The sequence below is a fragment of the Shewanella alkalitolerans genome (assembly GCF_019457575.1).
GTDB lineage: Bacteria > Pseudomonadota > Gammaproteobacteria > Enterobacterales > Shewanellaceae > Shewanella > Shewanella loihica.
Genome location: NZ_CP080422.1, coordinates 395,032 through 415,073, shown reverse-complemented (window position 1 = coordinate 415,073; position 20,042 = coordinate 395,032). Strand labels below are relative to the sequence as shown.

Here is a 20,042-nt window from a genome sequence, read left to right as displayed (position 1 = left end):
TCAAATAATCACTATGACCAGACTTTAAATAATGCCCAGCCAAAACGAAAAAGGGCTTCCATTTCTGGAAGCCCTTTTTCTTAATGTGGCGGAGAGATAGGGATTTGAACCCTAGACGGGCTATAAACCCGTGCCGGTTTTCAAGACCGGTGCATTCGACCACTCTGCCATCTCTCCGAACGCCGAGAATAGTAAGGAAATGGACTTTAAATGTAAAGCCTAAATTTCACTAACTGAGCAACAAATAATCCATTAAGGCATTTTTCGATGACAAATGCGTTAAAAACAACCTTTTCGGACCTATTTTAAGGAACAAATGCCTGCTCAGGGTGTAGTATAGGCACAAAGCCAACCCCAGGTAGCAAGATGAAACGTAACGGATTTACCCTGATTGAACTTGTCATCACTGTCATCATACTCGGCATTCTGGCCACCATTGCCCTGCCACGTTTCATCAATATCCAGTCCGATGCCCGCATCGCCGCCCTACAGGGACTCAAGAGCGAGATGAGCGGCACCCTGCCCCTGGTGTTTACCAAGGCGAGTCTGGAAAACCTGCAGACACAGGCCAGTACAAACATAAGCCTCAACGGCGATCAGGTAGAGCTCGCCTATGGCTACCCGGCCGCCGACTCAGCCCACGCTTGGGATCTCTTGCTCGAGGCCACCTTTGCCGATGCTGTGTTCAACGCCGACGACCCGGCCGACTGGTACTTTCACAATAACAAGGCCGAGCCCTTTATCCGCTTCATGCACCCGAGCAAGAAGTCCAGTAGCGAGAACTGCTACCTCAAATACACACAGGCCCTGAGTACTACCCAGGGCCCAAGTTTCGAGATTGTGGATTCGGGCTGCTAACCCTATTGGCATTAGCCCTTAAGCAGCAGGTGTTGCAGCTCGGTGAGTGATGCCACCTGATAGTGGGGCGTGATCCCCTCGGGGACTGGCTGACTGGCGCGGTTGAGCCAACAGGTATCGAAGCCGGCGTTAAGCCCGCCTTGAATATCCGAATGGGGATTATCTCCCACCATCAACACATGCTCTCTGGGCGGATGCGCCATCTGCGACAGGGCGTGTTCGAAGATCGCCACGTCGGGTTTAGCGACCCCCACCTCTTCCGAGATCACCACGGGTGAGAAGGCATGCAGCAAGCCGGTACGCTCCAGACGCACCGTCTGCAGGTCGGTAAAGCCATTGGTGATGATCCCCATCTTCACCTTGCCATAGAGGGCATCCACCAGCTCGGCGGCGCCAGGCAGCAGGGTGCAGATGTCGGCCATGGCCGTGAGAAACGCCGAATTAAGGTGCTCGGCGGTCACAGAAAGCTTCTCGGCCCAACGTTCGAAACGGGTCACCTGCAGGTGACGGGCGCTGATCTTGCCGTCTTGATAATCCACCCACAAAGGCAGATTAACCGTTTGATACTCTTCGAAATCGGCTAGGGTGAAATCCACACCGAAGCGCGAAAACATCAACTGTAATCCTTTAAAGGCGTCAAAATGAAACAGGGTTTCATCGGCGTCAAATAATATCCACTGGTACTTCATTCTCTCTCCATGGGTATGGCCTTAGGACAACAGGCAGCACTATATCAATGCCGAGCTCGGCAGAGCAAAAATATTTGCTTACGCTTCTGGGATAACACAGCAGGAACCACTTGGTCGATGCGGCGTCTGATGCTAAGACACTTTACTTTCCAAGGAGTTGGTATGCTAAAAAAAGTGATGCGACAAGTGAAACACCACCGCCAGTTCATTCTGTTTATCGGCCTGATGCTGGTCTTTCGTAGCGCGGTGGCCGACTGGAACCATGTGCCCAGCGGCTCCATGCTGCCCACCATAGTGCAGGGCGACCGCATACTGGTGAACAAGATGGCCTACGACCTGCGCCTGCCCTTCACCCATGTCAGCCTGATGAAGCTGGCCGATCCGGAGCGTGGCGACATCATCACCTTCGACTCGGCCAAGGCCGACAAGAAGCTGGTCAAACGCATCATAGGTTTGCCCGGCGACACTCTGGCGATGCGCAACAACCGCCTCTATCTCAACGGCGTGGCCCTCAACTATCGCGCCGAGCCACTGGCACTTACAGATAATACCGAAAAAGCCTTTAGCCAAAGGAAAGAAGCCCTTAGCGATGGACAAAGAGCCTTTAGCGTTTGGCAAGAGGCCCTGCCCGGCAAGCCCCACGCCATCAGGCTGAATGACCAGCCCTCGAGGCTGGCCAATTTCGGCCCGGTAATTGTCCCCGAAGGGCACTACCTGGCGCTTGGGGATAATCGCGACGCCAGCGCCGACTCACGCGTCATCGGCTTCGTTCCACGCGAAGAGATCACCGGCAAGGCCCACAGGGTCGCCTTCTCCAACGATCCCGAGCGCTACTATTGGTTTAGAAGCGAGCGCTGGCTGCTACCCATCTAATCCCTAAAGAGAAGCAACAGAATGACAGCTACTTAAGCCTGATGTAGCTGTCGCTATTCCAGTCGTAGATATACTCCACCCCTTGCCATTCATATACCGTCCTGCCCTCTTTCACCCTCACCCTGGCGTTTGCGGGTAGGCTCTTAATGGCATCGCTCTGGGTGAAACTCGTGGTGACTTGCAGGGGTGGGGCGAGCGGTTTCGGCTTGCGGTATTTGCGCGGCTGGTAACGGTAGGGGTAACGCCAGCCATCACGCCAATAGTCATAGCTGCCATGGCGCCAGTAGGGAAAACCTGTGCCTATGCCGATACGCCAGCGCCAGGGATCATAGAAGTCCCTGTCCCAGTCGGGGCGATATTCCCAATCTGGATCCACGCCAAAATCAGGATCCACCTCGAACTCATCGTCTATCTTGAGCGCCCAGGCGTCATTCACAATGGGCGTCAAGGCCCCGAGCCAAAGCACGCCAGCCAGGAGCAATAAAGGTTTCAAATCGGACTTCATCTTGCCACCTCACTCTCAAGGGGTTTACCGCATCTTACCCTTAATTATACCCCCTGGAAATCTTGCCATGCCGGGGTCGCAAAGCCGACGCAAGCTATTTGGGAATAGCGCCCATAAATGGTATAGTGCGCGCCATATCACATTTTTCTCAACGCGAGTATTTCCAAATGAGTTTTAAGGATTTACGCAGTTTTATCGATCACCTCGAAGCCAATGGCGAACTTAAGCGCATCGCCCACCCTGTCGATCCCCATCTGGAGATGACAGAGATCGCCGATCGTGTGCTGAGAGCCAAGGGCCCGGCGCTGCTGTTTGAAAATCCTGTCGGCAAGACAATGCCTGTGCTGGCCAACTTGTTTGGCACTCCCAAACGCGTTGCCATGGCACTGGGCAAGGAAGATCCCCTTGCCCTGCGCGATGTGGGCGAGCTGCTGGCCTTCCTCAAGGAACCTGAGCCGCCACGCGGCTTTAAAGATGCCATATCCAAGATCCCTATGTTCAAGCAGGCGCTGAACATGCCGCCCAAGACGGTACGCAACGCCCCTTGCCAGGAGGTGGTGGTCAGCGGTGATGAGGTTGATCTCACCAAGCTGCCTATTCAGCACTGCTGGCCTGGCGACGTGGCTCCGCTGGTGACCTGGGGACTGACCATCACCAAGGGACCGAGGCAAAAGCGACAAAACTTAGGTATCTATCGCCAGCAATTACTGAGCAAGAACAAGCTGATCATGCGCTGGCTGGATCATCGCGGCGGCGCGCTGGATTTCAAAGACTTTAAAGAGCAACATCCGGGCGAACGTTACCCGGTTGTGGTGGCGCTGGGCGCCGACCCCGTGACCATCTTAGGCGCGGTGACGCCTGTCCCCGACGCCATGAGCGAGTACGCCTTTGCCGGCCTGCTGCGGGGCGAGCGCACCGAAGTATGTAAGGCACTGAGCTGCGATCTCGAGGTGCCCGCCACCAGCGAGATCATCCTCGAAGGTTATATCGAACCGGGCGAGATGGCCGAAGAGGGCCCCTACGGGGATCACACGGGTTACTACAACGAAACCGACGAGTTCCCCGTGTTCACCGTGACCCATGTGAGCCATAGACGCGACGCCATCTACCACAGCACCTATACCGGCAGGCCGCCCGATGAGCCCGCCATGCTCGGGGTGGCACTGAACGAGGTGTTCGTGCCTATCTTGCGTAAGCAATACCCTGAGATCGTCGACTTCTATCTGCCGCCCGAAGGCTGCTCTTATCGCATGGCGGTGATCTCTATCCGCAAGCAATATCCAGGGCACGCCAAGCGGGTGATGATGGGCGCCTGGTCCTTCCTGCGCCAGTTTATGTACACCAAGTTCATCATCATAGTGGATGAGGATGTCAACTGCCGCGACTGGAACGATGTTATCTGGGCAATCACCACCCGGATGGATCCAAAGCGCGATACCGTCATGATAGACAACACCCCTATCGACTACCTGGATTTCGCCTCTCCTGTGGCCGGACTCGGCTCCAAGATGGGAATGGATGCCACCAACAAGTGGGAAGGGGAAACCAACCGCGAGTGGGGCACCCCAATCGTCATGGACGAAGCGGTCAAACAGAGAATCGATGCGATCTGGGATGACCTGGGCATAGACGATGCCCCGACACTATAATCAATATCAGGCGTAAACTAATCGTCTGAATTTTAAAATAAATCAAAGAAGTTAACCCTTTGAATACCTGAACAATTTAATCAGGTATTCAGAGGTGCTAAACCTCCACAGAGAGGGTCTGAAAGGAAAACGAATGAACACCATACGCTGTAAAGTTGAACATGTTACCGCCTTTAATGATGCCGTCTATCAGGTAGCATTAACCCCAGAAACCAGCTTCGAATTTAAGGCTGGTCAGTACCTTTGCGTCGTAATGGGTGAAAAAGATAAACGTCCCTTCTCTATCGCCTCGGCGCCGGGTAGCGAGCAGATCGAGCTGCACATTGGCGCGGCCGTCAGCGAGAGCTACCCCATGCAGGTGGTCGAACGTTTACAGCAGAGCAAATATATCGATATCGAGGCGCCGGGCGGCGAAGCCTTCCTGCGCAGCGACAGCCACAGACCACGACTGCTGATCGCAGGTGGCACCGGCTTCTCTTACATCAAGAGTATCGTCGAGCAGGCGATTGCCCTGGATCATAAAGTCGAAACCACCCTCTACTGGGGCTGTCGTAATCAGGACGCCATGTACTATGAATCGCTAGCGCGCCAGTGGCACCAGGATCACCCTTGGCTACATTTCGTGCCCGTGGTAGAAGAGTCGACGCCAGATTGGCAGGGTAAGACCGCCAACCTATTGGCTCAGATCAAGCAAGACTATGTCAGCCTCAACGGCTACGACATCTATATCGCCGGGCGTTTCGACATGGTCGGCGCCGCCCGTGAAGTCTTCCGCGAGATAGGCGTCGAAGAGGAACACCTCTACGGCGACGCCTTCGCCTTCATCAAGTAAATCTCATCTGCGCTTAGCCCTAGTCCGCGAGGCCGGGGCTAACTTGATTCAAGCCCTAACACGATTCGGCTAAAGCGCCACCTTCTCATATTTGGTCCAGGCCACCAGGCTACCCAGCAGAGGCACCACCCACACCGCCGTGCCATTGTCAGCATGCACCCGCATGTAAAACAGCTCCTCATCGCGAATGTTGTGCTTGCGTATCTCGCGATAGAAATGCATCGCCGAGGCACTCACCACATCTGGCATGATGAGATCTTTCTGTCTCACCTTCACATGAAACACGTCCACATCCAGTTGCCCTAGCTTCTGGCGATACTGCTCGAACTCGCCGCGGATCTGATACTTAATCGGCGTGGTCAGACAGTCCTGATCCGTGATACAGGCGCGGGAGTAAAACTTACCGCCTAGGGGCTGCTCATATACCAGAGAGATCCCTATGTCGGCGCGCACCAACAACTCGTCGGCCACGGGAAAATAGACATCACCATTGTAGTGGTGTTCCACCAGGTCACCGCCAGCCTCGCCAGGCGGGATAAGGATGCGGTTATAGCGAATCCGCTCCTCCATCCGCTTACTCAGCTCGACAAATTCCACCATATTGAGCCCAGCGGGGGTAAGATCGATCGCCGTCAGGTTGACTATCTTATCCCGGCGACACTCGCCGCGTTCATCCAGATCGCAGAGCGCCATCGAATAGTGGGTACCATCGGTGAAGGCAAAACCGCCAAAGTTATCAAATCCTTGGATGCTATTGCTCTCAGGTGCGATATGCTTCTGCCACATGGAAGGGTGCAGGCTATCGACCCCCTTAGGATTAATTAGCGTCACGGACCGGGTGGTGCCACCAATGTCGAGATTGATCTCATGATCCGAGGCCCATCTGGCCGCATGCTTCATCACCTGGTGATAATCACTCTGATACCAGAGGGTCGCCACTATCCCCAGCAGGATCAGAATGCCGCTGACCTTGACCATAAGAGAAACATCGATGAGCGCATCTTTGATCGAGCCCGCATCGCTTACCGCCAGCATGGTCACATGGGATTTAGGCGAGACATGGAGCTGATAACCACGCCTTGCTATGGTCTTTAACTGTATCTCGGGAAAGGGTTCCAGCTTCTTGCGCAGGGTGCTGATGCATTGAGTCAGCGAGGTTGCCGCCACCACACGATCGGGCCAACCCACGGCAATCAAGGCCTCCTTGTCGCAGATGGCATCGGGCTGCGAAAGCAGGTGAGCTAACACCGCCGACTCGGAAAAGCTCAGCCCTATCGTGGCGCCACAGGTACGATCGTGTAGTTGGTGCGCCTCATCATCGAACTCAAGATATGGCGTAATTTTTAACACCTGACACCTCAATAATTCCTAACCGTTAATTAGAAATATCTTATTGTTATCTTTGGCATTTTATTAACATTCGCCAAAAATTACCGTGACTACTCACTCAAATCCCAGGCCAGGATTTCAGGCCGCGACTCAGAGTGTGAACTAGCGCCCAAATCCCGGCTCTCTAGAGAATGCCAAGGGCTATACCAGCTTGTGAATAAACACGCGTCGCGTCCAATAGAGCAGCGACAAGAGCCAGGCAGCGCCGACACTTAGCAGCAGCGGCAGGCTCCACTCATACTGGGCCAGCAGGCCTAAACTGCCCAGCGGGGCACTCGCGCCGAGCATATTGATGGCGCGGTAGAGATCGGTCGGATTCAATAGAATGAGCAGGTTCACCAACCACTGGCTGGCATAGCCAAGATCCGCCACCAGGAGCAGCAACAGCAATAGATCATAGATAAGCACCAGGGCGAACCAGAGCGCTAACAGACTGCCGACGGCCCTGGCCTTCTCCGCCGACTTCAGGCTGACCAAATAACTGATGAGGATGAAGATCACCGCCAGCAGACAGCTGCTGGCGATCAGCAGCGCGAATGACGATAGAATCTCGCCCCAGGGCTCACCTCGGCCAAACAGGATCAGCATGGCGGCGCTGCTAGCATAGCTACTGGCGATGGCGGTAAAGATCACCCCGCCATGGGCCAGTAACTTGCCGACGAGGATCTGCGACTTGCTCACGGGATAGGTGAGCAACAGCTGCAGGGTGCCCGCCTCCTCTTCCCCCACGAAGGCATCGTAGCTAAGCAAGATGGCCGCCAGCGGAATGATAAATACCGAGATGGTGGTCAAGGAGGCCACCACACTGCTCAGGCTCGGCAGCGACAGTGTGCCGCTTACGGCACTCCCTGCAAAGGTCATGCAAAGGGCCAGCAGCCAGAAGATGGCAAACACCACCATGACCCAGCGATTTCGCACGCTATCCTTCATCTCCTTGGTGGCGATCACCCGAATAAGCTGGAGACTCGGCCGTTTTAGTGAGGTCGACATCATAGCTCTCCCGAGATAAGGCTGAGCCCCAGCTCGCTCATCACCTGCATCTGCGCCATCTTGGCATGGTACACCTTGGCCAGATCAGGAAGTGTCACCTTCACATCAAACAGCTGGCATTCTAGGGTCAGGTACTTCATCAACACCTCGCGTTGTGAGACGGGGCAAATCAGCTCGCCATCTCGATAAAAAGATTGTAATAGGGGATGGGTCTCGACCAGGCGACTCAGAGCCGGATGGGCCATACGCACACCCAGGTCGCAACTTAGCACCAGCTCATCCAGGGTGCCGAAAGCGAGCCTCCGGCCCCGCCCCAGCACTAAGGCCAAGTCCAGCTGCGGTTCCACCAGCTGTAACTCGTGGGTACAGACGATGGCCGTGCAGCCCTGGGCGGTCAGTTGCTTAAGCTTGTGATAGATAAACTGAGACGCCTGGGGATCCAGCCCCACGGTCGGCTCATCCAGCAAGAGCAGTCTGGGCTGCGCTAGTATTGCCTGGGCAAACCCAAGGCGCTGTTTCATCCCCTTGGAGTAGCCCTTAACCGCCTTGTGCTGGGCATAACCCAGGCCAAACTCTTCCAGCAGAGGGGCGACCGCCCGGGCAGAGACCCCTTTAAGCGCGGCGAAGTAACTCAGCACCTCATTGCCGGTCAACTTATCGTAAAAACTGATGTTCTCCGGCAGGTAGCCGATGTCGGTCGAGGCGACCTTCGATGCCTGACTCTGGGTCAGCCCCAGCACACTCACCTCCCCCTGGCTGGGATTAAGCAGGCCTAAGATCATCTTGATCAGGGTCGACTTACCCGCGCCGTTATGGCCCAGCAGCGCCATCAACTTGCCCCCTGGCAGAGAGAAGCTGAGATCGTTCAAGGCGCGCAGCTCATCGAAATAGTGACTCACCTGCTTAAAGCTCACCGCCATCTGACTCATAATGCCTCCCAGGCGGCGGGGCCAATAAGAGGTGGCGGCGCCATCACGGGATGACTGTCGACCACGCCGACCGAATGTTCGCCTTGCAGCTGGTTATCCAGCCACTTCAATAATTTCACTAGGGGACTCTCCATCAAGAACTTCGCCTCCGGGTACAGCCAAAACAGGCGATCTAAACTGTCATTGGGCAGATGTTGACCATCGCCGATACCATCGCCATCGAGATCCCAGCCCCGATAATCGCTCCAATAATTTCCCCGCCCCTGAAGACTCCACTCCACTCGCGTCTCTCCCACGTAACGCACCTGAGTGGCATTGGCCAGAAACTGGTTTTGATAGACAAGGTTGTCCTCGCCGCCGAGCGCCATGGCGATGCCTATCTGATTACCTGCGATATAGTTACCGCTGATCTGATTGCGCTTGGCGCCGTAGACAAACAGCCCCTTGCCCTCGCTAAAGAGATCCCCGGCGACGCTATTGGGCATCTGGGTGGCCTCGATCTGATTGGCCTGGATCTCGGCGTCATGGGTAAGATTAAGCAGCACGCCAAACTCTTTGGCCTCGCGCACGCGATTAAACACCAAACGTATTCCCTCTGAGTTCATCAAGGCATAGCCGCCGCTGACCCGGCAGGCCAGGTTATCCATGGCCTCATCCTGCTTGGTATACATATAGTGCAGGCCATACTGTAGCTCAGAGAGATGATTGCCATAGACACGGCTACCGACGCCAGACTCCAGGTAGATGCCATCGCGCACCGTTTTGATGCGATTGCCACTGACATGGGGATAGTTCACCTTCAGCAGATGAATGCCATCACCGCGATCCAGCAAGAAGGCCTCGGCCTCCCCCTCAATCTGATTGTCCTTTAGCTTAAGGTCGCTCACCTCGCTGGCGTAGATACCAAAGCCAGGACCACTGAGCTCATTGGCGACAATGGTCACCTCGTTGGCGCCAGGCAGCAGACGAATGGCGGCATCTTTCTCATAGAGATCCCGCCCCCAGTTGCGTATCGTCAGCCGGGTAAGGGTCACGCCGGACGCGCTGACGACCAGCGCCGAGCCTGCGCCTTGGGCATCTAAGACGGCGCCAGGCTCGCCTCGCAGGGTCAGCGGCTGATCGACCTCGAAACGCCCAAGGTAACGCCCAGGCAGCAGTCGTATCTCGGCGTCATTTGGTGCAGATGCCAGCGCCATGCGCAGCGACTCGCTATCGGCCACCTCTATGATCTGAGGCTCATCCGCGGCCAAGGCCTGATGAGGCACTAAGCAGAGGCCTAGACTCAAGGCCAGCACCAGGCACTGTCTTAGTCGTCGCCAAAGGCTAAATGACGGCCTTAGCGACTTTCTGAGCGACTGCCCGAGCGACGGCCTAAGCATCAGGCGTTGCCTATTTTGCCGACAGCAGCTCAAGGGTGATCTCGTCATATTCGAATACCGCGCCGCCATACTGCTGGGCGAAGGCCTCGGCCGCGGCCAGAGTGGAGAAAGGCGCCACGGCAACGCCCATCACCGCCTTGCGGTTTGAGCCATAGACATACCAGGCTTTGGTGGCATCGATAAAATGCTCATCCTCCGGATGCTGCCAATCGGTCGCCGCCATATCGTGCACCCAGAGCGCCTCGACCTGACGGCGATTCTCGGGTTGCAGGGCAAACATAAACATATCCCGGGTCGAGCAGAACTTGGGCTGCATCTCGTTACCCTTGAGATCCAGACTGCCCTTAGGGCCTGGGTATTGCTTCACCATCATGCCGCACATGTGGCAGCGCTCGTGGTTGCCTATCACTAAGCCGTCGTGGTTGTGGGTATCGCTCTCGGCGGCGCCACAACCCGAGATAAACAAGGCGCTGATAAAGATGAAGATAAAGGCTCTCATTATGACTCCTATAACTGGTAATCAGCCCCTGTCACCCAGGGGCTGAGCAAGATGGTCAGATGGTAAAGTTCTGACCGGCGTAGAGGATAAACATCCGCAGGCACATCATGCCGCTCACGGCGCACAGGCCTGAGAGGTAGAAGGCCTGAGAGGAATGGCTAAAGCGCTCGCCGGTGGCGAAGTTCAGCAGCAAGGGGCCGCCGAATCCCACACCCACGACACCCAGCCAGAACACCATGGACCAGCTGCCTGTGTGGAAGGCCTCGAAGGCGCTCTGGGCACCGGCATTACCTGTCACCAGCGACATGATGATCATGAAGAGGAACAGGGCTTCGGCAAACATGATGGGCCACTCGGCGCCGTGCAGAATCTGCATGTCGCTGCTGTGTCTGTCTTCCTTAAACAGCCCCACCGCCAGCATCTTGGCCGCCGCGGCGCCGGCCGACAGGCCAGAGGCCACAAACAGGGCAGGCAACACAGAAGTGTTGATGATGGGGAAGCGGATGAGCGCCGAGATCAAGAAGCCCGTATAGGCACATACCGCCAGCGCCAGCACCAACACCAAGGCCTCGCAGCTACGACGCCAGGGTCTGAGCTTGTCGATCAAGGGTAGCAGCGGCGCCAGCATAGGCAGTCGACGTATCTCCTCCTCAAGCGCAAACAGGGCGATCAAGGCCACCAGCGGAATATAGGCAGACAGGGCGATCACCCCGACCGACATCACTGAGTTGAGATTGTAGTAGACCAAGATGCGCCAGAAGAACAGCGGATTGGTCAGGTCCAGCACCAGGCAGAGCATGCCCAGGGCGATGGTGACGAAGGCGATCAGCGCCGATGCCTTGAGGAAGGGAGTATTGGCGCTCTGCTGCTTATAAAAGCGGATAAACAGGGCGACCGACAGCGCACCGCCCGAGATACCGGCGAAGAACAGGTAAACGGCGATGGGCCAGGGCCAGGCGACCCCTTCCGAGAGGCCCATAGTAAATTCGAGTGTTCCGTCCATCTCTATACCCCCAACTTAACGATAGGTATGTAACGTAGGCTCGGCTCCGTGCCCAAATGGGCCTTGACCCGCACCGAATCTTTCACCGCCAGCAGGCGACTCACATAAGAGTTGGGGTCGTTGGCGTCACCAAAGACCAGGGCGTCGTAGCGACACTCCTGCACGCAGGCCGGTAGTTCTCCCTTGGCCAACTTGCTCTGCAGACAGAAGTCGCAGTTGTCGGCCACATCGGTCTCGCTGTTGATATAGCGAGCGTTGTAGGGACAGGCGGCGATACAGTATTTACAGCCGGCGCATTTGCTGGCGTCCATGGTCACTATGCCCGTCTTAGGATCCCTATGGGCCGCACCTGTGGGACACACGGACACACAGGGGGCGTTCTGACATTGCTGACAGGAGACCCGCACATACTTACGCTGACAGTCACAGTCTGTCTTGCCGCAGTGCGGACAAGCCTGCCCGGCAACGGCAGATGACTGCTGCTCCAGTAACACCCGCGAACGTCCCTCGGGCAGATTATTGGCCTTGTTACAGGCCTCCTTACAGCCGCCACACCCCACACATTTGTTTTGATCGAACACCATCACATAGTGCGGCGCAGCATCTTGCGCTGTCTGCTCCTTAACGCTGCACCCCAAGGGCGCCAACATCAAAGAGCCGGCTCCTAAGCATTTCAGGAACCTCCGTCTCTCTATATTTTCACTCACAGCATCCTCCATCCGTCGGCACGCATGCCGACCTCATTGAATCTTTCATTTTGGTGACTTTTACTCAGATGCAGTCACGGTACGGTTAGCCATCTTCTGCTCAGCGTTGACAATCGCACTGTTAATCGATGCTCGGTTTATGTTGGGGTTATCGCTGTCCAGTAACTGCCGCCAATGGACGATCGCTTGCTGAAAATCCCTATTCAGATAAGCGTGGGTAGCCATCAGCAGTAGTGACTGCACTTCCTCGGGGTCGAGCGCCAGTGCCTGAGATATCGCAAGCGAAACCTCCAGGCTCATGGCGCGGTTATCACGGTAATAGAGCGCCGTCGCCTTCATGCCATACAGCTCGGCGTCGGGCGCTATTGCCAGTAATTTGTCTAAGGTATCAACCGCCTCGCCGTAGCGTCCCCCTTCGGCGTACGCATTGGCCAGGTTGAGCAAGGCCAGCCTGTCTAGGGGCGTGTCATCCAAGATGCGCGCATTCTTGTTGATGTCGGCGGCGATCAGGTAGTCGATGTTTTCGTCGACCTGGCCGATATGCCAGTCGTTGAAGCGGCCCAGCAGGCCATAAAGAGTGAGTGGTATCAGCAGTAGCATGCCTGTCACCACAATAGGTGTCAGGGTCTGCTTCCTAGCAGGGATGGTCGCATCGCCAGCCAGGGCGTTAGCCTCTTGGATGAAATAGTGGCGCCAGATGGGCGCAATAAAACAGACCAGGGTTACCGCCATGGCGAACACTAAACTATTCATAACAAGCACCTACTGCCGATAACCTAAACTAGTGGCCCATGCCCATCATGCCGCCCATGCCCATACCGCTGAGGCCCATGCCGTGGGCGTTCTCGCCGGGCGCCTCCATCTTGAGCAGTTCGACGTCGAAGATCAGGGTCGAGCCAGGCGGGATCACGCCGACGACCTCCTTGCCATAGGCCAGCTCGGCAGGAATAGTCAGGCGATAAGTCGAGCCCACATTCATCAGGGCGATCCCCTCTTTCCAACCGTCGATCACCGACAGCAGGGCGAAACGGTTGGGCTCGTCGCGCTCATAAGAGTTATCAAATTCGGTGCCGTCCAACAGCTTACCCACATAGTGCACAGTGACCACATCCGACTCGACCGGCTTAGGGCCGTCGCCCTGTTTAATCACCTCATATTGCAGACCCGATTCTGTCACCTTGACTCCAGGTTTAGCCTGGTTGGCCGCCAGGTAGGCCTGGCCCTCGGCCTGATGCTTGCTGGCTAAGGCTTCGAGTTTGGCGGCCCTGGCGTTGTTGAGCCACTCGGCGCGGGCGTTGAGATGAGTCAGTATCTCTTCGTTGGACATCTTGCCCTCACCCTTGAGGGCGTCTATCACCCCCTGGATCACGGTATCGACCTTAACCTGGGCGCCCAGGTCGACCTGGTTATAGATCTTGCCCGAGATGTAATGACCGACAGAGGCCCCCAATGCATAGGAGGCATCTTCGACCTCCTGGGGCGACTCGCTTGCCGCGGCAAAGAATGACCAGGTGCAGGCCAGGGCTAAGGTGGTGACACGACAAGATTTCAGTAGATTCGCTTTCATATTCACACTCTCAATCATCTATTGCTCAAAAGGTCTATTGTTCAAAATGCCTATTATTCAAAAAATCAGGCAAGACTTTGTTTGTTATGGTTTTTCAACACTTCTTCCCGACAGGCGCCAACCATAGATGCCATCGTGCATCTGCATCACATTGGTGTAGCCCAGCTTCATCACCTGATGGGCCGCTATCTCGCTGGCATTGCAGAGGCGATTAGCGCAGTAAAACACCATGCGCGCCGCCTTATCCTCGGGCAGCAGGGTTTTCCAGTTATCGACATTGAAGTAGACGGCCCCAGGGATATAGCCCTCGGCCCACAGCTCTAAGGTGTTGACGTCGAAGAAGTAGACATCTTTCTGAGCCAGCAGGGCCTCGGCCTCGGCCAGGCTGATGGTATGCAGGCTATGCTCGTATCTGTGCGCCGGTGCCATCTCGGCACCGCCGCCCGCCAGGCTGCACAGCGGGGTTAGTCCCAGCAGCAGTGCCAGTGATAGCCCTAGTTTGGATTTCATCTTCTCTCTCCTCTAATACCCGGCGCCGGAAAGGCGCCGGGTGGTTAGTGATTGACCTAGATATCTCCAGGTGTCAGAGACTTAGTGGGCCTTGGCCGAATAGCCGCTGCCGTCTAAGATCTTCTGCGCCTGAGTCACATAGGTGAGGGCCGCATCGAGACGTTTCTGGCTGTAACGGAAGCCATGGACACCCCAAGAGCCGTCTTGCTTGATCAGATCCACTGTGGCCTGTGCCTTCTCGGCCAGCATCAGCACCTGAGTCTTGTCTTCGGTAGACAACTTAGTGACCTCGAGCAGCTGATCGATACGCACCAGCGCCTGCTCAACCTGACCGAAGACCTCTTTAATAGGCTTCTGCCACTTCATCACTTCACCGTAGATCTCCAGCTGATCCTTGTAGTGCAGGCCTGTCTCGAGTTCAGACTGGAACTGGCTATGACAACCTTTGTTTTCCACTACGTCGTGATCTGAGATAGAGGTGCGGGCACAAGACCACATGAGATCCAGGTAGGTACGACCCTCTTCGTTCTTGGCCACTGTCCAGCCCTTGGCACCCTTAGGTCCCTGGATCCTTGGCTGACCTTCTGGCGGGTTGAGTGTCTTACGCTCAGGATCGACATCGATCTTCCACATGTGCGACTTACGCACCGCATCGAAGCCAGCCTGATCGGGGAACTGCATCGCCTTGAAGTTTTCACAGCTGCCCATGTTAGGCATGTGACAACTCTGACAGGTCTGGTTGGCGTGGGTGTCTGTGTTGCTGGCAATCACAGTCTGCGCCTCGTGGCAGTCCTTACAGTCTGTCTTCAACTTAGGCTTAGTGATGCCTGACATCCAAGTACCGTCTGTAACCTCGTGAGGATCGTGACAGGTGGTACAACGCATCCCTTTCTCGTAGTGCGCCGAGCCATACATCTGCGAGCCCTCGGTACCACAAGAAGGACAGAGCGACTTCATCTTCACGCCGAAGGCCAGCTCGGGCTTCTCCTGGGCGGCAGGGGTTTCGGCCATGGCAGGGTCGTACTGGAAGCGTTGGTGACAGCGTTCGCAGTTAGACTGCATGCCGCCGGTACCACCATCTAAGTGGCCGCCAGCGCCGTGACACTCTTCACAGGCGATCCCTTTACTGATGGTGTGTTCCTGCAGTTTCTTAGGATCGCCCAGGGCGTCGAAGTACTCCTGCTTGGTCTTAAAGTCGAACTTGAAGGTGTGGCATACCTCACAGTAGGAGCTGGCGGGTTGGAACAGCATCTCTTTACGATACTTGGCGCCATAGGAGCTCATGCCCCACTGGTGAGAGCCTGAACCACCATAGGCTTCCAGGGTCGTTGGGAACTCAGGGATCACCGCATTGATCTTCTTGGCCATCTCGGGAGTCAGCCACTCGGCCCAGCCACGTGAGAACTGGTTGGCACCGGCCACCATCTTGCCCGTGCCATCCTTAAGCAAACCACCCTCGATATGGTATGAACCGCGCACTAACCATGCATCGATGAAGCCATACTTGGTTCTGGGCGTACCCACGGTCGCATAGATCACATCCGGCGTGATGCCGTCGGGTAGAATAGAGGTGTCCTTAGTGCCGTACATTGTCTTGTTGAGATCGTTATCCACCTCGGGATGATCCCCGGGGAAACGGATCGTCTTGGCGTGACGGGAACGGCTCCACTTCTCATATTGAGTCGCGTGACACTCGGCGCACTTTTCTGGGCCGACGAAGTTGTTGGGATAATCCAGAATCGACTTGGCGCCAAGGCGGTACTGTACCGCTCTGGGTTTGCCCGCCTTCTTGCTGTATTCGGGGCTGTGACCAGTATCCAGATACTCTTCACCCCGGTCACTGATGTGATAGTCGCCGACCAGATTGCCCGCTTCCTGATATTTGAACATAGGGTGGTTTTCAAACAGGAAATCAAATAGCTCGGCTTCTTGAACAATATAGTCTTGCAGGGTTTTAACACCATTAACCTGTTCCGTGCCCTGATAGTTTGCTATCGCCTCTTTGGCGGTCTTGCCCATCTCGGGCACGCTGTTGTATTTACCACCAGCGGCATTCACATTGGCAATGGCACCGAAACAAAATAGCGCACTTAAGGCTACCTTGTGTTTCCATCGTCTCATCATTCACTCCTAAATATTTTTAGTTTTATCTGTTTATGTTTAATTCCAAATCAGCTCATCCTTTTCGCTGGCGGGAATTAATTGGAATAAACCTAATCGTTAACCGAACGACTTATACAACTGAGCAATTTCAGTATTTTTCACAGACAAAGAAGAAAAAAGTTGAGCTGGCGCACACGGAATTTTTCGTGAGTTGTGAACAGATATAAAATCAATTTAAACAGAGGCTTAAGACGTGTTCACGTGTGATTTTTTAGTTTTAAAAGCGACATTTTTAGATCTCAAAAAAGCTCAAGTGGCTTTTTGAGTTATGAAAAATATTGAGCGGGAAAACGGGTAAAACGGACCCTGCTTTAGCTCACAGAATCCGCTTGGGAGTTCGCCTAAGGTGAGGCCAAAACAGAGACAGACCAGGCTTATCCATCACCAGCAAATAGATGAGTAGCTTGGTCCCCTTGGCTGAAGGCGAGATCATGACAGCGGAAATTGGCTTACTACTTCTTATTATCTCCTTGACCCTGTGTTTACTCACGGCCATGAGCCCTGTCATGCCTGTCTGCGGGGTCAAACTCAGGCTTAAGCCTTACCAGCCCCTCTTTATTCGCCTTAATAGCCTGGCGCAGATGACAAGCCTGTTTATCCTAGCCTATCTGTTTCTCAGCAACGATTTTTCCGTGGCCTATGTGGCCAACAACTCCAACACCCAGCTGGCCAGCCTCTATAAGCTAGCCGCCGTCTGGGGTGGCCACGAAGGCTCTATGCTGTTCTGGGTCGCCGTTATGGGGATCTGGAGCAGTGTGATTAGCCTAAAACACGGCAAAGCCCCATTTTTTCACTACCTCCACGCCGTGCTGGGCGCCATCCAGGCCGGATTAATCGCCTTCTTACTCATAGGATCGAATCCCTTCGCCAGGCTCCTACCCGGCATCCCGGTGGAGGGGCGGGATCTCAACCCCATACTGCAGGACATAGGCTTGATTCTGCATCCGCCGCTACTCTTTATCGGCTATGTGGGACTGGCGGTCTGTTTCGCCGCCGCCATCGCCGCCCTGCTGGATAACAGTCAGCCGCTGAAACAGCACTGCCGCTTGATGCGCCCCTGGGCGATACTGGCCTGGGCCATGTTGACCGGCGGCAACGCCTTCGGCTCCTGGTGGGCCTACAACGAGCTGGGCTGGGGCGGATGGTGGTTCTGGGACCCGGTGGAAAATGCCTCCTTTATTCCCTGGCTGGTTGCCACGGCTCTGATGCACTCATTAATCTTGGGCGAGCGTCGAGACAGGTTTCATGGCACTAGCATGTTTCTGGCAATCTTAGGCTTCAGTCTCTGCCTGCTGGGCACCTTCCTGGTGCGCTCTGGCGTGGTGCAGTCGGTTCACGCCTTCGCCGCCGATCCCCTGCGCGGTGGCGCCATGTTGACCCTATTTGCCCTGGTCTCTATCTGCGGCTTTACCCTGCTACTGCACCGCCTCCCCAGGCTGCACAGACAGATAGATGGCAATATGCTGAGCCGGGAAAGTCTGATGCAGCTGGGCAACCTCTTATTGCTGGTCGCCGCCATGTCCATCTTGCTGGGCAGCTGCTATCCATTGCTCTATGAGGTAGCAAGCGGTCAGAACATCTCGGTAGGCGCCCCCTACTTTAATAGCCTCTTCATCCCGCTGACCTGGCTTATCTGTCTGGTCATGGGCGCCGCGCCTTTGATGCGCTGGCAAGTATCAAACCCTGGCATGCTAAGACAGTTAACGGCGCTGGCAGCTATCTGCCTGTTTATCAGCCTCGCTCTCAATACTCTGCTGCTGACAGAGTTTGCTGCCCACTTCCTGCTTGGCAGCTTCGCCTGCCTCTGGCTGCTTGGCTGTACTGGGCTCTATCTGCATAAACGCCTGGCGACGTTCACAGGCCCTGGGAATAACAGGCGCTACTACGCCATGTGCTTTGCTCACCTGGGTGTGGCCCTGAGCATACTTGGGGCCACCTGCTCCAGCTATTTTCAACAGGAGGAGCTACTCAGAATGGGGCCGGGCCAAGGCAAGGAGGTGGCGGGCTATACCTTTATCTACCGGGCGACCGAAACCGTTTCCCACACCAGCTACAGTGCGCTTCAGGCCAAGATAGAGGTGAGAGACAGACGCGAGCAGCATCTTGCCTACCTCTATCCCCAGCGTCAGACCTTTAACAGCAACGCCATGCAGATCTCCGCCGCCGGGATCCATCGCAGCCTGTTTGCCGATCTCTATATCTCCATGGGCAATAGGCTGAGCGAGGAGGAGTTTCTGATCCGCATCAGCCACAAACCCCTGATCGGTTGGATCTGGATAGGCGGCCTCATCATGATGCTTGCCGGCCTGAGCCTGCTGCTGCCACGCAAGGTGCACCAATTGTCTCGAGCGCCCTCGCCGCAACTGGCAGTAAAGGGAGCCTGATGATGAAAGGATATTGGATATTACTCTTGCTCGCACTCGCCTGCAGCCTTGGACCAACTCACGCCCAAGCCCAGCCGCTAGCAGAAACAGATGGAAGCCCTCGATGGCGCACGCCCGCTCAACTTAAGCATCAGGCGATAGCGATCGCCTCTGGCCTGCGCTGCCCCATGTCCACCAACCAGAGCCTGCTGGACTCCCAGAGTCCGATAGCCAACGAGCTCAAGGCGGAGATCTATCTGCAGCTGGAGCAGGGCAAGACGAGCGATGAGATAGTCGACTTCATGGTGGCCCGCTACGGCGAGCGTATCCGCTATATGCCCAGCCTAAGTGCCGGCACCGCCCTGCTGTTCTTCGCGCCGCTCTGCCTGCTGGCTCTAGCGATATTCTGGTATTTCAGGCAGACAGCTGGCGCCGCATCCTTTAACACCTCTCAGGAAGATAGATCATGAGAAAACCACGACTTGTCCTGCTCAGCCTCATCCTGTCCGCTCTAAGTTTAATGACACCGACAGGCAACGCCCTGGCCGTGATGCCGAGCGCCAAGGTGTATGACACGGGAGAGAACCTGCCAAAGCCGATGATCATGTCGCGCTTCGTGGAGATGACCAGCGCCCGCCGGGTCGACGAGGCCACATTCGAGAATCTCAGCGGCCAGCAGGTCAGGCTAAGCGACTACCGGGGCAAGCTGGTCTTAATCAATCTTTGGGCCACCTGGTGCGCCCCCTGCATCAAGGAGATCCCCATGATGGATAAGATAAGACGGGACAATCTCGACAAAGATCTTGTGGTGCTGCCCCTGTCCATCGACGAGGCCCATGACGAGGTGGGTGCCTTTCTGGCTCGCCACCAGTTGGCGGGATACCCCACGCTGATCGATCCTCAGCGGCAGGTGGAAAAGATGCTGCCGGCCAACATAGTGCCCGCCACCTACGCCTTCGACGGCGAGGGGAATTTAATCGGATTTTTAAGAGGTTATCTAGACTGGGGCGATAAGGCGGTACAGCCCTATCTGGAACAACTCACCGCCAAATATGCCCGGCCTAATCTTCATTAAGCAATGGCGCCCTTAGGCACCACCCACCATCACTTTATTGCTCCCGCCCGGCACGACGCCAG

20 protein-coding genes and 1 tRNA gene are annotated in these 20,042 nt (G+C 55.7%); 7 read left to right on the top strand and 14 right to left on the bottom strand.

The annotated features are described in order from the left end of the window. Positions 1-86 precede the first annotated feature (86 nt). Positions 87-177, bottom strand: a tRNA-Ser gene (locus K0J45_RS01880). 189 nt (positions 178-366) lie between these two features. Here K0J45_RS01880 and K0J45_RS01875 point away from each other — a divergent pair. Then, complete coding sequence (locus tag K0J45_RS01875; protein ID WP_220044013.1) at positions 367-858, top strand: type IV pilin protein; 492 nt, start codon at positions 367-369, stop codon at positions 856-858. Between the two features lie 11 nt (positions 859-869). Here K0J45_RS01875 and yjjG read toward each other — a convergent pair whose 3' ends face one another. Then, positions 870-1,547: a pyrimidine 5'-nucleotidase gene (yjjG, locus tag K0J45_RS01870; RefSeq protein WP_011864169.1), complete on the bottom strand. Its 678-nt coding sequence runs from the start codon at positions 1,545-1,547 to the stop codon at positions 870-872. Between the two features lie 162 nt (positions 1,548-1,709). Between yjjG and lepB the strand changes: the two genes are divergently transcribed. Further along, a complete protein-coding gene (lepB, locus tag K0J45_RS01865) occupies positions 1,710-2,420 on the top strand; it encodes a signal peptidase I (RefSeq protein ID WP_220044012.1) in 711 nt (236 codons plus the stop codon). A 28-nt stretch (positions 2,421-2,448) separates the two neighbouring features. Here lepB and K0J45_RS01860 read toward each other — a convergent pair whose 3' ends face one another. Then, the gene (locus K0J45_RS01860; protein WP_220044011.1) at positions 2,449-2,925 is read right to left on the bottom strand and encodes a hypothetical protein; all 477 of its coding nucleotides are present in this window, start codon (positions 2,923-2,925) and stop codon (positions 2,449-2,451) included. A gap of 167 nt (positions 2,926-3,092) precedes the next feature. On the opposite strand from K0J45_RS01860, the gene ubiD reads away from it, so the two are divergent. Further along, positions 3,093-4,574: a 4-hydroxy-3-polyprenylbenzoate decarboxylase gene (gene ubiD / locus K0J45_RS01855; protein ID WP_220044010.1), complete on the top strand. Its 1,482-nt coding sequence runs from the start codon at positions 3,093-3,095 to the stop codon at positions 4,572-4,574. A 133-nt stretch (positions 4,575-4,707) separates the two neighbouring features. Next, a complete protein-coding gene (fre, locus tag K0J45_RS01850) occupies positions 4,708-5,406 on the top strand; it encodes an NAD(P)H-flavin reductase (protein ID WP_220044009.1) in 699 nt (232 codons plus the stop codon). A gap of 69 nt (positions 5,407-5,475) precedes the next feature. Here the strand turns inward: fre and K0J45_RS01845 are convergent, their stop codons facing one another. The 11 genes from K0J45_RS01845 to K0J45_RS01795 form a co-directional block, all read right to left on the bottom strand. Then, complete coding sequence (locus K0J45_RS01845) at positions 5,476-6,756, bottom strand: winged helix-turn-helix domain-containing protein (protein ID WP_220044008.1); 1,281 nt, start codon at positions 6,754-6,756, stop codon at positions 5,476-5,478. A gap of 180 nt (positions 6,757-6,936) precedes the next feature. After that, on the bottom strand, positions 6,937-7,788 hold the full coding sequence (locus K0J45_RS01840) for an ABC transporter permease (protein WP_220044007.1): 852 nt from the start codon (positions 7,786-7,788) through the stop codon (positions 6,937-6,939). After that, a complete protein-coding gene (locus tag K0J45_RS01835; RefSeq protein WP_220044006.1) occupies positions 7,785-8,714 on the bottom strand; it encodes an ABC transporter ATP-binding protein in 930 nt (309 codons plus the stop codon). Before K0J45_RS01835 ends, K0J45_RS01840 begins: the two co-directional genes overlap by 4 nt. After that, positions 8,711-10,093, bottom strand: coding sequence for a nitrous oxide reductase family maturation protein NosD (nosD, locus tag K0J45_RS01830; protein WP_220044005.1), 1,383 nt, complete (start codon positions 10,091-10,093; stop codon positions 8,711-8,713). The genes K0J45_RS01835 and nosD overlap by 4 nt, the downstream gene beginning before the upstream one ends. A 10-nt stretch (positions 10,094-10,103) precedes the next feature. Continuing rightward, entirely contained in the window at positions 10,104-10,592 is a 489-nt protein-coding gene (locus tag K0J45_RS01825; RefSeq protein ID WP_011864160.1) for a nitrous oxide reductase accessory protein NosL, read from the bottom strand. 55 nt (positions 10,593-10,647) lie between these two features. Next, on the bottom strand, positions 10,648-11,595 hold the full coding sequence (gene nrfD / locus K0J45_RS01820) for an NrfD/PsrC family molybdoenzyme membrane anchor subunit (protein WP_220044004.1): 948 nt from the start codon (positions 11,593-11,595) through the stop codon (positions 10,648-10,650). 2 nt (positions 11,596-11,597) lie between these two features. Continuing rightward, complete coding sequence (locus K0J45_RS01815) at positions 11,598-12,302, bottom strand: 4Fe-4S dicluster domain-containing protein (RefSeq protein WP_041406878.1); 705 nt, start codon at positions 12,300-12,302, stop codon at positions 11,598-11,600. A gap of 60 nt (positions 12,303-12,362) precedes the next feature. Then, on the bottom strand, positions 12,363-13,055 hold the full coding sequence (locus tag K0J45_RS01810) for a tetratricopeptide repeat protein (protein ID WP_220044003.1): 693 nt from the start codon (positions 13,053-13,055) through the stop codon (positions 12,363-12,365). Between the two features lie 28 nt (positions 13,056-13,083). Next, the gene (locus K0J45_RS01805; RefSeq protein WP_258406745.1) at positions 13,084-13,869 is read right to left on the bottom strand and encodes an FKBP-type peptidyl-prolyl cis-trans isomerase; all 786 of its coding nucleotides are present in this window, start codon (positions 13,867-13,869) and stop codon (positions 13,084-13,086) included. A gap of 84 nt (positions 13,870-13,953) precedes the next feature. Next, positions 13,954-14,379, bottom strand: a complete 426-nt coding sequence (locus K0J45_RS01800; protein ID WP_220044001.1) for a rhodanese-like domain-containing protein — start codon at positions 14,377-14,379, stop codon at positions 13,954-13,956. Between the two features lie 81 nt (positions 14,380-14,460). After that, entirely contained in the window at positions 14,461-16,500 is a 2,040-nt protein-coding gene (locus K0J45_RS01795; protein WP_220045192.1) for a cytochrome c3 family protein, read from the bottom strand. A 473-nt stretch (positions 16,501-16,973) separates the two neighbouring features. Between K0J45_RS01795 and K0J45_RS01790 the strand changes: the two genes are divergently transcribed. Genes K0J45_RS01790 through K0J45_RS01780 form a run of 3 tightly spaced genes read left to right on the top strand, consistent with a single transcriptional unit; the run spans position 16,974 to position 19,980 of the window. Further along, entirely contained in the window at positions 16,974-18,926 is a 1,953-nt protein-coding gene (locus K0J45_RS01790; protein WP_258406744.1) for a heme lyase CcmF/NrfE family subunit, read from the top strand. Further along, the gene (locus tag K0J45_RS01785; RefSeq protein ID WP_258406743.1) at positions 18,926-19,375 is read left to right on the top strand and encodes a cytochrome c-type biogenesis protein; all 450 of its coding nucleotides are present in this window, start codon (positions 18,926-18,928) and stop codon (positions 19,373-19,375) included. Before K0J45_RS01790 ends, K0J45_RS01785 begins: the two co-directional genes overlap by 1 nt. Beyond that, positions 19,372-19,980 carry a TlpA family protein disulfide reductase gene (locus K0J45_RS01780; RefSeq protein WP_220043999.1) on the top strand — a complete coding sequence of 203 codons (609 nt, stop codon included), beginning with the start codon at positions 19,372-19,374 and terminating at the stop codon, positions 19,978-19,980. The genes K0J45_RS01785 and K0J45_RS01780 overlap by 4 nt, the downstream gene beginning before the upstream one ends. Positions 19,981-20,042 lie beyond the last annotated feature (62 nt).